Consider the following 13,634-nt stretch of genomic DNA (forward strand, 5'->3'; position numbering starts at 1 on the left):
ATAAAACACCCAACCAAGACCCTACTACTTCTATCCTTGTAGGCATAGTGTGGCATTTGCCATGTGAAAGTAGGACATCCTACTGCGTAGCGCACCATGGCTCCTAATTAGAGAAACCCGATTCGAAAGAGTCGGGTTTTTTGTTGCCTGTAGAAAAATAAAACACCCAACCAAGACCCTACTACTTCTATCCTTGTAGGCGTAGTGTGGCATTCGCCATGTGAAAGTAGGACATCCTACTGCGTAGCGCACCATGACTCCTAATTAGAGAAACCCGTTGCAGCAATGCAACGGGTTTTTTCGTATGTGGTCGTGATTTTACATCGCGCGCTACCCGCGAACAGACACCCCATGACGCGGAATAAACCCGCTGCTACGCGATAAGCTCGCCCCAACACGTGTGTCGTCGCGATTTTACATCGTGCGCTCTATGAGCGAATAGACAGCTAATGACGCGGAAAAATCCGCCCAAGACAATGAAGCCGTTGCAGACAAGCTGCGGGTTTTGTGTGTCGTCGCGACTTTTCATCGCAGTAGTTAACGTAGCAGTATTAAATTCGCTCACTACAGCCAATAGGAGTGGGGGTACTATTCACCTTGCTTCTGCTCGGCTTTGGCAAGCTGAATATATTTGGTTTCAACTAGTTGAGATAAGGGAACGAGTTCATAACCTTGTTTTTCTAGCTCAGGTAAGGCTTCTTGTAAGAAAGCAACGGTTTCTGGGTAAGGGTGGGCTATCGCTATTGCATAATTAAAGTGTTCGGCTTTAACTTTTAGTTCTTCAAGCTGCTGTGTCAATTGCTGTGTTGTCACTACGTTATCAAGAAATACATGCCTTGAGACATTTGCTACACCGTAAAAGTTAGCGGCATTTTGTGCTTCGCTTTGACTTGTTGTTCGGCTATCTAAAAAGTACAAACCACGTTTTTTTAAAACTTCCATGGTCCATTTCATGGGCTCTGTTAACTGTGTTAGCTCGGATCCCATGTGATTATTTACACCTTTTACCTGTGGAAGCGATGCAAGTGCGTGCCCAAGTGTGGCTTGTAATTCTGACTTGCTCATCGATTCAGTGAGAGCGCCAGGTCCAAGTGCTTTGCTATTATCGAGAGCCTGCATAGGAATGTGTAGTAAAAGTTCTTTATTTATTTTACTGGCGCGTTCAGCAAACGTTTGGGCATAGGGTGTATGGGGCAAGACTGAGAAAGTGACCTGCCCCGGTAAGTTTAAAATATCAAGATCGCGTTGGTGGTAGCCTATATCATCAATGACGATAGCAATTTGTTTTGCAGAGCAAAACATTGGCAAACATACTGCGAGTAGTAACCCTTTTAATAACTTCACTTGTTGTAATTATTTTTTCCATGTAGGCACTCACTTACTGCACGATTAAGAGTTGCTGGGCAGTGAGTTGTTTTTTATCTTGTCTATCAAGTAGTGAGCTGAATAAAGCTAACTCTTGGATGTTTTTTATTATAGCGTCTTGGTTAATTTCTGAAAGCATTGTTTGATTTATACTCACATCAGGTGTGACTCCCTTTCCTTCTATTGACTGACCCGTTGGGGTGTAATAGCGAGCAGTCGTCAATTTAAGTGCTGTGTTGCCATTACCTAGAGGGATGAGTGATTGTACCGAGCCTTTACCGTAAGTTGTCTCGCCGATTAGTGTTGCTCGTTCATTATCTCTAAGGGCTGCTGCTAATATTTCCGCTGCAGACGCTGAGTTTTCATTTATCAATACCGCAATGGGGGCGCCATTTAGGATATCGCCATCATGCGCTTGATAATGTTGATTTGCTTCATTAAATCGACCTTTGGTTGAGACGATAACTCCGGTATCCAAGAATAAATCAGATACTTCAATGGCACCCTGCAATGTGCCTCCAGGGTTATCACGCAAGTCGATAATTAGTCCTGATAGTGGAAATCCGTTATTCATCTGCATTTTTGCTATTTCACGCGCAACATCGTGCAGGGTATGGTTGTTGAATGTATTGATACTTAACAGAGCAACACCGGTGTCTGCAAGGTAGCCCTGCACGCTTTCTAAGTTGATTTGTTGGCGTTTGATAGAAAAACTGAGCCAGGTATCTTGTTCACGTAAAACTGAAACATCTACCGCTGATTGACCACTTTGTTGAATAAGCTTTGTTATTTCACTCATACTTTTATTAGCGATAGGCTGTTGATTTATAGCAATCACTTTATCGTTCTCTTTTAATCCTGCTAGTGCAGCGGGGGAGTTGCTAATAGTATTAACAACAACGACATGTCCTTGCTCTATTTTTACTTCTATGCCAATGCCTGTGTAGCGGCCGCTCGTACTGCTGAAAATGGCGTCTAGTTCTGTTTCATCTAAGTATTTTGAGTAGGGGTCTAAGCGCTCAAATAAGGCTTCAATTTGTTGATTATCGGGTTGAGTAATAAAGGTATTCTGTAACTTGAGATCATCCACATAATAGGTATGTATATTAAATAGAATTTCATTTAACTGCTGTGTATGAAGCGCTTTAAGTGATGGTTTAGCATTGACCAAAGACGGTTGCAGCAATAAATATACGAAGGCTATAAGCAGTAGAAATGACAGCCAAGTGTATAGCTTGGCTGAAGGAGAGTATAATTTAAATGGGTAAGTCGTGTTTAGCATCAGCTGCTCCTCATAGGGTGCAGCTATTTAATCAATTAAATACGTCTGCACCATTTTACAGGATTTACTGCGCGTCCTTTATGGCGTATTTCAAAGTATAGACCAGGATCTGATTGTCCGCCGCTTTGGCCAACTAAGGCTATAATTTCGCCTTCTCTGACAAGATCGCCCACATCACGAAGTAAAGTTTGGGCGTGGCCGTATAAGCTCATAAAACCATCGCCATGATCAATAGCAATCACCCAGCCAAAACCATTTAACCAGTCTGCATAGACAACTTGCCCATTTTGCACGCTTTTGACATCACTGCCTTCTCTAGCGCCAATGAGAACGCCTTTCCAGTCAATATTACCGTGTTTACGCTGTCCAAAGCTGTAACGAATTTTTCCTTTTGTTGGCCAGTCAAGTTTGCCTTTACTGTTTTGCAAGCCAAGTAGCTCAACCTTTTTTGAGCGCTCTCTTTCTAACTCTTCTATGGCGGTGATAAGCGTTTGTTCATTTTCTTTGAGGTAATCAATTGAGCTTTTTGTTTCTTTTAGGGCTGATTGTAATTTGTTGAGGTTGCTCTTACGGTCTTGTTGCGCGCTGACAAGTGCTTGTTGTCGTGCCTTTTGCTCGTTATGTAATTCAACAAGACGCAACTTGGTTTGCTCAAGTTCTGCTTGGTTATCCGCAATTTGGATTTGTAGCGCCTTAAGCTCTTCAAGCTGCGCTATTCGTGCTTTATTTAAGTAGTTATAGTAACTGAGTGTGCGCTCAATTTTTGCCGTGTCTTGTTGGCTTAAGAGCATTTTTGAATAATCATGGCCACCAGACATATAAGCACTTTTTAGTTGGGCTGCTAGCACAGCTTGACGTTCAGCTTGCTCTTGCTTTAATTGTTTGGCTTTATTTTGAAGTTTAGCTTGTTGTTGCTCGTTCTCTTTAATTGATTGTGCAGCGAGATTCAGCGCTTTTGCATTTTTAGCTATTTCTAACTCGTGGCTACGAAGTGCACTACGCATGTCAGAAATAGACTTCCTCTGTCCTTTAAGGTTAGCTTGCGATTTTTCTAAAGCTGATTGAATTTCGGATAGGTCTTTTTTGGTTTGATCTTCATTAGCAGCAACTCCTGTTCCTGCTAATGAAGCCAGTATTAAACCAGTTTTTAGGAAGTGGTTAATACGTTTTCTCATTGTTTATTTCAGCGTCATAATTGGTTTGCCAGTCATTTCGCTTGGCTGCTCAAGACCCATTAAGTGAAGCATTGTTGGAGCAACGTCACTCAGTGTTTTACCATCGTGAGCTGTCGCGTCACGGCCCACGTAAATAAAGGGAACTGGTTCACTGGTATGGGCTGTATGTGCTTGACCCGTTGCAGGGTTGGCCATTTGCTCGGCATTACCGTGGTCAGCTGTAATTAACGCTTCACCACCGTGCTCTTCAAGTGCAGAAATTACACGGCCTATACAGTGATCAACTGCTTCACATGCTTTGACAGCCGCTTCGAATACGCCTGAGTGTCCAACCATATCGCCGTTAGGGTAGTTACAGATAATGGCATCGTATTTACCGCTGGCAATTGCTTCAACAAGTTTATCGGTTAGCATTTCTGAGTTCATTTCAGGTTGCAGGTCGTAAGTTGCCACTTGTGGTGATGGGATTAGTTCACGAGTCTCGCCAACAAATTCATCTTCACGGCCGCCACTAAAGAAAAAGGTGACGTGTGCATATTTTTCTGTTTCAGAGATGCGCAGTTGCGTTTTACCTTGCTTCTCGAGCCATTCACCTAATACGTTCGTTAGAGGTTCTGGTGCGAATGCAACAGGGGCTTTAATATCGGCAGCGTACTCTGTCATCATTACAAAACCACTAAGAGCAGGAGCTTTCTTTTTTTCAAAACCATCAAAGTCAGCGTCAACAAATGCGCGGGTCATTTCACGAGCGCGATCAGCTCTGAAGTTGGCAAAAATAATTGTGTCACCATCGTTAATTTCTACTGCTGATTGGCCATCAGGCACAATTGTTGTTGCCGCGACAAATTCATCATTTTCATCACGTTCGTAGGCGGCTTCGAGTGCGCTCACTCCGTCGCTAAAACTGTGACCTGCAATACCACTCACCATAACATCATAAGCAGCTTCGACACGATTCCAGCGGTTGTCTCTATCCATTGCATAGTAACGACCCACTAAGGTTGCTAAGCGACCACAGTTCAGTTTTGCAAATAGTGCTTCAATCCGCTCAATAGAGGCTTTTGCACTGCGTGGTGGCGTATCACGACCATCCAAGAAAGCATGGAAGTATACTTCTTTGGCACCGCGCTTCGCTGCAAGCTCGATAGTAGCAACGATATGATCTTCATGGCTATGAACGCCACCTGGGCTTAAAAGTCCCATGATATGAACAGCTTTACCTGCGTTGACTGCTTTATCGATATTTTCAACAAGAGCAGGGTTGTGAGCGAACTCACCATCTTCAATCGCTTTAGTGATACGCGTAAAATCTTGGTAGACAATGCGGCCAGCACCCAAGTTAACATGACCCACTTCTGAGTTACCCATTTGCCCTTGCGGTAAACCAACATCAAGGCCAGACCCTGAAATGAGTGTATGAGGACGCGTTGCCCAAAGTTCATCGAGTACAGGGGTATTAGCAGCAAGTATTGCATTACTTTCTGTGTCTTCACGGTATCCCCAACCGTCTAAGATCATTAATACCAATGGTTTTTTATGCTCTGTCATTATCGCTCCTGAAGATTGGCACTTATATACCATTAGCATACCGTGTTTTATGGTTTTGATCAGCTATCAATATGTCATATTAAAATATTTCACGCTCTAGTATTTTCGATTCAAGCACGTATACTTGCGTGGCATATTTTAATAACCCCATGGTAAGTCGCCGTGGTCGTAGATATCTTAGTGGAAAACGCATGGATCAATACATTGAATTTGTCGGTAATCATCCGATATTGAGCATTATCTGGCTTGCATTGGTGGCAATGCTTATCAGTAGCTGGTTTAAAAGTAAATTTTCAGCAATTCGTCAAATTAATCCACAACAAGTGACTTTGTTGATTAACCGTGAAGATGGCCAAGTTGTTGATATTAGAGCTCAAAAAGAATTTAACTCAGGTCATATCGCAGGAGCAACACACCTAAGCTCAGAAAAGGCAAAACAATCTGATTTTTCAAGCCTTGAAAAGTTCAAGAGTAAACCCATTATACTAGTATGTACCACGGGCATGACCGCCTCAGGTATCGCAACTGCAATGCATAAAGCAGGATTTGAACGTGTATATGTATTATCGGGTGGTATGGGTGCTTGGCAATCGGCCAGTTTACCAACGACAACCGGTCGCTAATAGCATCACGTAGCAGCCCAATAGAGGATTTATTATGAGTAATGTTGTTCTTTACACCAAGGCGTACTGCCCTTTTTGCCAACGCGCATTAGCTTTACTAGACAGTAAAGGTGTAAGTTATACGAACATTGACATTGGTGAGCATCCTGAACGTCGTGACGAAATGATCGACAAAGCCAATGGTGGTTATACAGTGCCGCAAATTTTTATTAATGATGAACATATTGGCGGTTGCGACGACATGATGGCGATAGAAGCACAAGGTCTATTAGACGCTAAGCTGAACGCTTAAAATTTATTATAAAAACGAATACAAGTTAGGAATTACAATGAACGAAGAAAACCAGAACGCAGCAGCAGAACAACAAGCAGGTGCTCAATTCACAATTCAACGTATCTATACAAAAGATGTTTCTTTTGAGACACCAAACTCACCAGCTATCTTTCAAAAAGAATGGACGCCTGAAGTTAAGTTAGACCTTGATACTCGTTCAAATAAGTTAGAAGAAGGTGTTTTTGAGGTTGTTCTTGCTCTGACTGTTACTGCATCAATCGGTGAAGAAACAGCTTTCTTATGTGAGATCCAACAAGCGGGTATTTTCACTATTGGTGAAGTTGAAGAAGTTCAATTAGCACATATGCTAGGCGCATTTTGCCCGAACGTATTGTTCCCGTATGCACGTGAAGCAGTTTCAAACTTAGTTAACCGTGGTACTTTCCCACAACTTAACTTAGCGCCTGTTAATTTTGATGCATTGTTTGCTCAGTACATGCAACAACGTGCAGCTCAAGAGCAACAGGCTCAAGCAGACGCATAAGCAATGACTACAGCACAATCAGCTGTTACAGTTTTAGGGGCGGGGTCGTATGGCACCGCCCTTGCTATTTGCTTTGCCAGAAATGGCCACCCAGTGACTTTGTGGGGGCGAAATAGCGATGACGTTGCCACGCTTGCAGCTGAGCGAAAGAATCAACGTTATCTTCCTGATGTGGATTTTCCACAAACCCTTTCACTTGAATCTGATCTCGAAACGGCGGTTAAGGCCAGCAAGATTATTCTTGTGGTTGTGCCAAGCCATGCATTTGCTACAACACTACAGCAGATAAAGCCATGGTTGCAAGAGGGTGCCCAAGTAGCTTGGGCTACCAAAGGACTGGAACCAAATACAGGACGCTTATTGCAAGAAGTTGCGATGCAGGAATTAGGCGATGATATGCCGCTTGCAGTGTTGTCTGGGCCTACTTTTGCTAAAGAAATGGCGATGGGGCTACCTACTGCAATTTCTGTGTCATCAACATCCAGTGACTTTGCAAAGCAACTTGCCGAGTTATTGCATTGTGGACGCTCTTTTAGGGTGTATAACAATGACGATTTTATTGGTATTCAGCTCGGTGGTGCGGTTAAAAATGTTATTGCGATTGGTGCCGGTATGTCGGATGGCTTTGGTTTTGGTGCCAATGCGAGAACTGCGCTGATCACTCGTGGTCTTGCAGAGTTATGTCGATTAGGCTGTGCTTTGGGTGCTCGCTCAGATACCTTTATGGGGATGGCAGGGTTAGGTGACTTAATTCTAACCTGCACAGATAATCAGTCGCGTAATCGACGCTTTGGCTTAGCACTTGGCAAAGGTGAAGGGGTTGAAGCTGCCATAGAATCAATTGGTCAAGTGGTTGAAGGTTATCGAAACACGAAAGAAGTGTATTTGTTAGCTGAGCGTACAGGTATTGAAATGCCAATCACTGAGCAAATTTACAAAGTGTTGTACGAAAACAAAAATGTAAAAGAAGCAGCAATGGCGCTACTCGGACGTGAACAAAAATCTGAGTAGGTTATAAAGAGCAACTATAGACATTAAAAAGCGCGATTTTATATCGCGCTTTTGTTTTTAAGTTAATTGCTTAGTCAATTTATTTTTGATGAATTCATTGACTTGCTCGACATTGAGCGGCTTACTGTAGTAGTAACCTTGCTGACAGTGACACCCCATTATGTGCAGCATGTACGCCTGCTCTTGTGTTTCAATTCCTTCCGCAACAACGTTAATATTCAAATACTTTGCTAGGCGGACAATCGTCGCTGTGATATTTCTATCTTGTTCATTTTTAGCAATATCTCTGACAAATGACTTATCAATTTTCAACGTATCGATAGGAAAACGTTTTAAATAGCTTAACGATGAATGTCCCGTGCCAAAATCATCTAGCGCTATTTGCACACCCAGCGATTTAATACGCCTCATTTGCTGCTCTGCAAATTGTGGGTTTTCCATCATGGCACTTTCGGTTATTTCAAGTTCTAAGCATGATGCTGGCACATCAAACTTAGCTAAGTTATCAACTAATGTATCGATTAGATTACTTTGCTGAAAGTGTAGGGCAGAAATATTAATCGCGACCTTTCCAAAGGCAAGATTTTGATGTCGCCAAGCTGCGAGTTGTTTTAGTAACTGCGCGAGTAGTAGTTGGGTAAGGGGGATAATCGCGCCATTTTGTTCCGCTAAAGGAATAAATTCATCAGGGTTAATTAAACTTCCATCTTCTTGGGGCCAACGAACTAAGGCCTCAAAACCATACAAACGGTTGTGTTGAGCATCATATTTAGGCTGGAAATAAAGTTCGAACTCATTGTTAGTAATAGCCTTGAATAACGCACTTTCTTTTGTGAGCTCTGTTGGGTCGAGGGTATGACGCTCTTTATCAAAAAACTGATATGTATTTCGGCCTATTTTTTTTGCATGATTTAAGGCGCTGTTAGCGCTGCGCATTAGGTTTTCGCAGTTATACGCATTCTCAGGGTAGATTGCGATTCCACAGCAAGCGGAAAGAGATGTTTCGAAACCATCAAGCATAAAAGGTGTTTTAAATTGTCGAAGTACTAAATCAGCGGTTTTTTTGGCAAAGAAAATGGTTTTATCGGAGTAAAGGTAGGGAGGGACTAAAATTGCAAACTCATCAGCACCTAATCTAGCAATAGTAAAACCTGAGTTAAGTGCATTGGTAAGTCTACAAGCGACTTCCTTTAAAAGCATGTCGCCTACTGTATGACCAAGTGAATCGTTAATTTTTTTAAAGTTGTCCAGATCTATAAATAAAATGAGAAGGCTCGGGTATTTGTCATTGCAGGCGTTGATTGCTTTATCTAACGACTCTATAAAAATAGTGCGGTTTGATAACCCTGTAACCGTGTCTTTTGTGGTGAGTCTAAGCATTGTCCGCTCATGGTTTTTACGTGCAGTGACATCAGCAAATAAACCTACATAGCGAACAAATTGCCTTGGAAATTTAGGTGTTGCCACTTTGGTAATACACAAATCAAGTGCATATGGCTGACCATCTTTGCGTAAGTTCCAAATTTCACCTGACCAATAACCATCTTGTACTAACTCTTGTTGGATCATTTGTTCGAGTTGCCGATCTCTGCCATCTTTAGTGAGGGCTTTAAACTCCTTGCCCATGACATCTTCTTTACGATAACCCGAAATTTCACAAAACGTGTTATTCACTTCAATGATTTTGAAGTGTTCATCACTGACCCAAATCGCATCTTTCGACTGTGATAGGAGCGCATCAATTAACATCATTTTTTGACTTTTTTGATTATGAATAACGGCAATAAAAAGCCCAATGATGGCCAGTAGGATAAGGAAGAGTAGAAGAGGGATACTGTTAGATAAGTTTGATGCGATTGATGATGCAACGCTAACAGAATGTTGCATCATTAAAGTTATGCTGAATAAAACAGTAAAAAAGCGCATCTAGACTCGTCTTTAGGAACAGGCTTAACTTATTTAGGTTAGTTCATAAAAAAGGGTCGCGCTAAAAAATTAATGAATTTTTATTAGATACGTTTATCAATAACTTATTGGCCATTCACAAAACCCAGCTGACGCCAAGACTCATAGACAAATACGGCCACTGAATTAGATAAATTCATACTTCGACTGTCTTTTTGCATTGGAATCCGTACTCGTTGCTCTTTAGGCAAAGATTGAATTAGTTCATCAGGTAAGCCGCGGGTTTCAGGACCGAATACTAAACAATCACCAGGTTGATATTGGGCTTGGTGATGAAACTGACTGCCTTTCGTCGTGCAAGCATAAACTTTTTTAGGCTGACACTTCTCAAGATAGGCTTCGAAAGAGGCATGACGTTGCACATGACTAAATTCATGATAATCAAGCCCTGCGCGTTTTACACGTTTATCATCCCATTCAAACCCAAGTGGTTCAATAAGGTGTAAAGCGTAACCTGTATTTGCACATAAGCGAATGATATTACCTGTATTAGGTGGGATCTCAGGTTGGTACAACACAATATCAAGCATTTGAATCTCATTTTTAAACAATATGATCTGCAGCTGAGTATACACGAACTAGAATAAAAAGATGATATACTCAAGATTGATAATATCTAAAGGTAAGTTGTTGTGAAACATCGTAGTTATGAGTTTTGGGTAAGAACCGCCAGTCTTGTTACGATTATGATGGTGAGTTTGATGATTGCTGCAAAGAGCTGGGCATGGCTAGCCTCTGGCTCTGCGTCTATGTTGGGCTCGTTAACCGATTCATTAATGGATATCACAGCATCCCTAATGAGCTTTTTGGTACTTGGTTATGCGCTGCGTCCTGCTGATGATGATCATCGTTTTGGTCATGGCAAAGCAGAGGCTCTTGCGGGGCTGGCACAAGCTGCTTTTATTGCCGGCTCAGGCTGCTTTTTAGCATTTCATGGGATAGAAAGGCTGATCAACCCTGTTACGCTAAAGCACTCAAGTTTAGGTATTTGGGTGAGTCTATTTGCGATAGTATGTACCTTAGTTGTGGTATTTGTGCAAACCAAGGTGATTAATCACACTGAGTCAATCGCTATTAAGGCAGATTCAATTCACTACAAAGGCGATTTAATTCTTAATCTCGCGGTATTAATCGCGATAGTGTTAGCTAAGTATGGCATGACCTATGCCGATCCCCTTTTTGCTATTGGTGTGGCTGTTTACTTACTTTATAACAGTTGGGATATTGCCCGTGACAGTGCCGACCACTTAATGGATAAAGAGCTACCTGATGAAGAAAAAGCGGAAATTCTGAGTATTGTAAATAGCCATAAAGAGGTGTTTGGCGCTCATGATATTCGTACACGCCAAGGTGGTAAAATTAAATTTATTCAGATGCACTTAGAGCTTGAAGACAACTTACCCCTTATTCGCGCACACCAAGTTGCAGATGAAGTGGAGGCGATGATAAAGGCTTATTTCGACTGTGAAATGGACATATTAATGCACTTAGATCCGCTTTCTGTCGTTAAAAAGCCACCTTACAGAGAATCGCAAAACTGATAAAAGTCAGTGAGCACAGCGTGTCTTATCTCATCTCGCTCGAATAACAACTCATGGCGTGCATGTGGGTAGCTTTTTAAGCGTGCTTTTTTTTGCCTATGTGTGAGCGCAAATTGTGCGGCGTTATCAACAACGGTGTCTTGCTCTGCACTGGCAATGAAAAGAGGGATCGACACTTTTCTGTCTACGAGTATGGCAATGAAATCAAAAGAGGCGTTTAGCCAGCCATAGGTCACGCCACCTAATTGTAAATCAGGCTCTGCTAAGTAAAGCTCTCTGAACTGTTTATACCTCACTTCACTGCTTGTGAGCTCATTTACGGCAAAGTCGACGGGTAAATAATTGTTTTGTCCAAACGCATAACTGCGGCCAAGGCCAATTAAAGAGGCTATTTTCGCGGCAAGTTTAGCAAGGGGTTTTGGGGTGCCTTTGGTATAAATATCAAACATAGGCGCTGATAAAAATGCCCCTGAAAATGTATGTTGATAACGTGACAAGAAGTCATAAGCAATCGCACAGCCCATAGAATGGCCAAGTAAAACCTGTTTGCCTTGCCAGTGTGTTTGTACCACTTTTTCGTTGAATGTAGCAAAGTCGTCAGCGTAATCGCTAAAACGATTTACATAGCCTTTATGTGTGTTTTTTAAAAGGCGGTAAGAGCGTCCTTGGCCTTGATGGTCAACAATAAAGACGGCATAGCCATTTTGGTATAACTCCCACAAAAGCTCTTTATATTTAAATAATGACTCGATACGACCACTGCTAATTATAATTGCTGTCGTTGCTTGCTGTGGAATTGCAAACCCATAATATAAAGTGCCATAACGGGTCGTTAAAAAGTCTTGTTGTAACTGCTCTGAAAAAAACGTGTTTATTTTGGTTGTGTTATTAGTAAGGTTGGTTTCATCACTATAAAACATACTTAGCTCTTTATTGGCAGGCGAATTTTAACGCAAAGCCCGCCTTGTTCTTGGTTTTCGAGTATGAGCGTACCATCATGGGCTGAAATTGCATTTTTGGCAATCGCAAGCCCTAAACCTGTACCTCCTGTATTTCTATCCCTAGCATGCTCTTGACGAAAGAAAGGTTCGCATAATCTTTCAAGGTTGGCTTCATCAACCCCTTTACCGTCGTCACAAATGGTAATGTAAATCGCATCAGATTCAGACAGTATTAGATGAATGTGTTGAGTAGCATATTTAATTGCATTACGTAGCACATTCTCAAGTGCACTGGCGATGAGTGTTTCATCACAAGGCACTTCTTTTTCAATTTTTCCCTCAACGCTGAGGTGCTTATTGCACTGGTTTGCCTCAAAGCGAACATCATTTAAAACATGATCAATAATAACCTGTATCGACTGTGTACTTAGCGATAAAGTCTGACTTTTTGCTTCAAGGCGAGATACCTGTAAAACATCTGCAATCATTTTATCAAGCTGATTCGCCTCTTTTTCAATACGCTCTAAATAGGCTTGTTGTGCATCTTCTGCTTGCATCTGTGCAAGGCCTGTTGCCATTTTAAGACGCGTTAACGGAGAACGTAACTCATGAGAAATATCTGCAAGTAAACGTTTTTGCGCACTAATTAATTGCTCAAGCTGTGTTGCCATTGTATTAAAGTCGCGCCCTAATACGCCCAACTCATCTTGTCGTGAATTAGAGATATCAGCACGTGCCGTTAAGTCGCCATGCGCAAGCTTATTGGCTGTTTCTTTAAGGCTGTTGATAGGGGCTATCAGATTGCGGCTAAAGAAAAAGCTCAACATAAGTGAGGCGATTACCGCAATAATGATTTTTAACCACGTTGGCATAAGCCAAAGACCAACAAAGAAGGGCTTTTTACGTTTTTCATCTATTTCATAAAGGAAAAATGTTCCTTCTGGCACATCGATTTTTACAGGCCCATAAGCTTGGTATTCATCGGTAAAGATAATTTGTGGTGACATACGCTTGGTAAAGTTTAATAAACTTAAGTCTATGTCCTTAGAAATAGGCTCACTGAGCATTTCTACACCATGCACTTCACCATTTAAATACAATAACTTGTGTTTCGATAGGCGGGGATGTGAAATGACTTCTTGTGTTGATTTGCCATGTTTAGCCACAATACGCTCAATACTTTTTGCCGTATATTGCAAGTTTTTAAGCATGGGGCCGCGAAGCTCATCATTACCTACGTTGCTGGTTAATTTGCTTAAAAATACTAAGGTGGTAATTGTGGCGATAACCGTTACCCAAAACCAAGCAAAAATCTTTAAAAATAAATAATGACGTGGTTTTTTAAACCAATCAGGTGTCTTCATA

Annotated in this window: 13 protein-coding genes; 5 read left to right on the top strand and 8 right to left on the bottom strand. The window is 41.7% G+C overall.

What is annotated here, in order from left to right:
- Window positions 1–588: 588 nt before the first annotated feature.
- The 4 genes from PAARA_RS16225 to gpmM form a co-directional block, all read right to left on the bottom strand.
- On the bottom strand, window positions 589–1,302 hold the full coding sequence (locus tag PAARA_RS16225; protein WP_062570050.1) for a divergent polysaccharide deacetylase family protein: 714 nt from the start codon (window positions 1,300–1,302) through the stop codon (window positions 589–591).
- 76 nt (window positions 1,303–1,378) lie between these two features.
- Window positions 1,379–2,647: a S41 family peptidase gene (locus PAARA_RS16230; RefSeq protein WP_062570051.1), complete on the bottom strand. Its 1,269-nt coding sequence runs from the start codon at window positions 2,645–2,647 to the stop codon at window positions 1,379–1,381.
- A gap of 35 nt (window positions 2,648–2,682) precedes the next feature.
- Window positions 2,683–3,822, bottom strand: coding sequence for a murein hydrolase activator EnvC family protein (locus PAARA_RS16235; protein ID WP_062570052.1), 1,140 nt, complete (start codon window positions 3,820–3,822; stop codon window positions 2,683–2,685).
- A 3-nt stretch (window positions 3,823–3,825) separates the two neighbouring features.
- Window positions 3,826–5,370 carry a 2,3-bisphosphoglycerate-independent phosphoglycerate mutase gene (gene gpmM, locus PAARA_RS16240; protein WP_062570053.1) on the bottom strand — a complete coding sequence of 515 codons (1,545 nt, stop codon included), beginning with the start codon at window positions 5,368–5,370 and terminating at the stop codon, window positions 3,826–3,828.
- A gap of 191 nt (window positions 5,371–5,561) precedes the next feature.
- On the opposite strand from gpmM, the gene PAARA_RS16245 reads away from it, so the two are divergent.
- Genes PAARA_RS16245 through gpsA form a run of 4 tightly spaced genes read left to right on the top strand, consistent with a single transcriptional unit; the run spans window position 5,562 to window position 7,822 of the window.
- On the top strand, window positions 5,562–5,993 hold the full coding sequence (locus PAARA_RS16245) for a rhodanese-like domain-containing protein (protein ID WP_062570054.1): 432 nt from the start codon (window positions 5,562–5,564) through the stop codon (window positions 5,991–5,993).
- Between the two features lie 34 nt (window positions 5,994–6,027).
- Window positions 6,028–6,285, top strand: a complete 258-nt coding sequence (grxC, locus tag PAARA_RS16250) for a glutaredoxin 3 (protein ID WP_062570055.1) — start codon at window positions 6,028–6,030, stop codon at window positions 6,283–6,285.
- A gap of 37 nt (window positions 6,286–6,322) precedes the next feature.
- Window positions 6,323–6,811, top strand: a complete 489-nt coding sequence (gene secB, locus PAARA_RS16255; RefSeq protein WP_062570056.1) for a protein-export chaperone SecB — start codon at window positions 6,323–6,325, stop codon at window positions 6,809–6,811.
- Between the two features lie 3 nt (window positions 6,812–6,814).
- Entirely contained in the window at window positions 6,815–7,822 is a 1,008-nt protein-coding gene (gene gpsA / locus PAARA_RS16260) for an NAD(P)H-dependent glycerol-3-phosphate dehydrogenase (RefSeq protein ID WP_062570057.1), read from the top strand.
- Window positions 7,823–7,879: 57 nt separating this feature from the next.
- On the opposite strand, the gene PAARA_RS16265 is transcribed toward gpsA, so the two are convergent.
- Together PAARA_RS16265 and trmL are read right to left on the bottom strand one after the other, a co-directional pair.
- Window positions 7,880–9,712, bottom strand: a complete 1,833-nt coding sequence (locus tag PAARA_RS16265; protein ID WP_167346350.1) for a putative bifunctional diguanylate cyclase/phosphodiesterase — start codon at window positions 9,710–9,712, stop codon at window positions 7,880–7,882.
- Between the two features lie 140 nt (window positions 9,713–9,852).
- Window positions 9,853–10,317: a tRNA (uridine(34)/cytosine(34)/5-carboxymethylaminomethyluridine(34)-2'-O)-methyltransferase TrmL gene (trmL, locus tag PAARA_RS16270; protein ID WP_054550977.1), complete on the bottom strand. Its 465-nt coding sequence runs from the start codon at window positions 10,315–10,317 to the stop codon at window positions 9,853–9,855.
- A gap of 102 nt (window positions 10,318–10,419) precedes the next feature.
- Here trmL and PAARA_RS16275 point away from each other — a divergent pair, with 102 nt between their 5' ends.
- Entirely contained in the window at window positions 10,420–11,328 is a 909-nt protein-coding gene (locus tag PAARA_RS16275; RefSeq protein ID WP_083515340.1) for a cation diffusion facilitator family transporter, read from the top strand.
- On the opposite strand, the gene PAARA_RS16280 is transcribed toward PAARA_RS16275, so the two are convergent.
- Together PAARA_RS16280 and PAARA_RS16285 are read right to left on the bottom strand one after the other, a co-directional pair.
- Complete coding sequence (locus tag PAARA_RS16280) at window positions 11,307–12,248, bottom strand: alpha/beta fold hydrolase (protein WP_062570059.1); 942 nt, start codon at window positions 12,246–12,248, stop codon at window positions 11,307–11,309. The genes PAARA_RS16275 and PAARA_RS16280 overlap by 22 nt on opposite strands.
- 2 nt (window positions 12,249–12,250) lie before the next feature.
- Window positions 12,251–13,633: an ATP-binding protein gene (locus PAARA_RS16285; protein ID WP_083515341.1), complete on the bottom strand. Its 1,383-nt coding sequence runs from the start codon at window positions 13,631–13,633 to the stop codon at window positions 12,251–12,253.
- Window position 13,634 lies beyond the last annotated feature (1 nt).

The organism is Pseudoalteromonas arabiensis (genome assembly GCF_001550155.1).
GTDB lineage: Bacteria > Pseudomonadota > Gammaproteobacteria > Enterobacterales > Alteromonadaceae > Pseudoalteromonas > Pseudoalteromonas arabiensis.

Coding starts and splice junctions, on each gene's coding strand:
- trmL (WP_054550977.1), bottom strand. CDS start 10,317: ATGCTTGATATTGTGTTGTACCAACCTGAGATCCCACCTAATACAGGT.
- PAARA_RS16235 (WP_062570052.1), bottom strand. CDS start 3,822: ATGAGAAAACGTATTAACCACTTCCTAAAAACTGGTTTAATACTGGCT.
- PAARA_RS16265 (WP_167346350.1), bottom strand. CDS start 9,712: ATGATGCAACATTCTGTTAGCGTTGCATCATCAATCGCATCAAACTTA.
- gpmM (WP_062570053.1), bottom strand. CDS start 5,370: ATGACAGAGCATAAAAAACCATTGGTATTAATGATCTTAGACGGTTGG.
- PAARA_RS16280 (WP_062570059.1), bottom strand. CDS start 12,248: ATGTTTTATAGTGATGAAACCAACCTTACTAATAACACAACCAAAATA.
- PAARA_RS16245 (WP_062570054.1), top strand. CDS start 5,562: ATGGATCAATACATTGAATTTGTCGGTAATCATCCGATATTGAGCATT.
- gpsA (WP_062570057.1), top strand. CDS start 6,815: ATGACTACAGCACAATCAGCTGTTACAGTTTTAGGGGCGGGGTCGTAT.
- PAARA_RS16285 (WP_083515341.1), bottom strand. CDS start 13,633: ATGAAGACACCTGATTGGTTTAAAAAACCACGTCATTATTTATTTTTA.
- PAARA_RS16225 (WP_062570050.1), bottom strand. CDS start 1,302: ATGTTTTGCTCTGCAAAACAAATTGCTATCGTCATTGATGATATAGGC.
- grxC (WP_062570055.1), top strand. CDS start 6,028: ATGAGTAATGTTGTTCTTTACACCAAGGCGTACTGCCCTTTTTGCCAA.
- PAARA_RS16230 (WP_062570051.1), bottom strand. CDS start 2,647: ATGCTAAACACGACTTACCCATTTAAATTATACTCTCCTTCAGCCAAG.
- secB (WP_062570056.1), top strand. CDS start 6,323: ATGAACGAAGAAAACCAGAACGCAGCAGCAGAACAACAAGCAGGTGCT.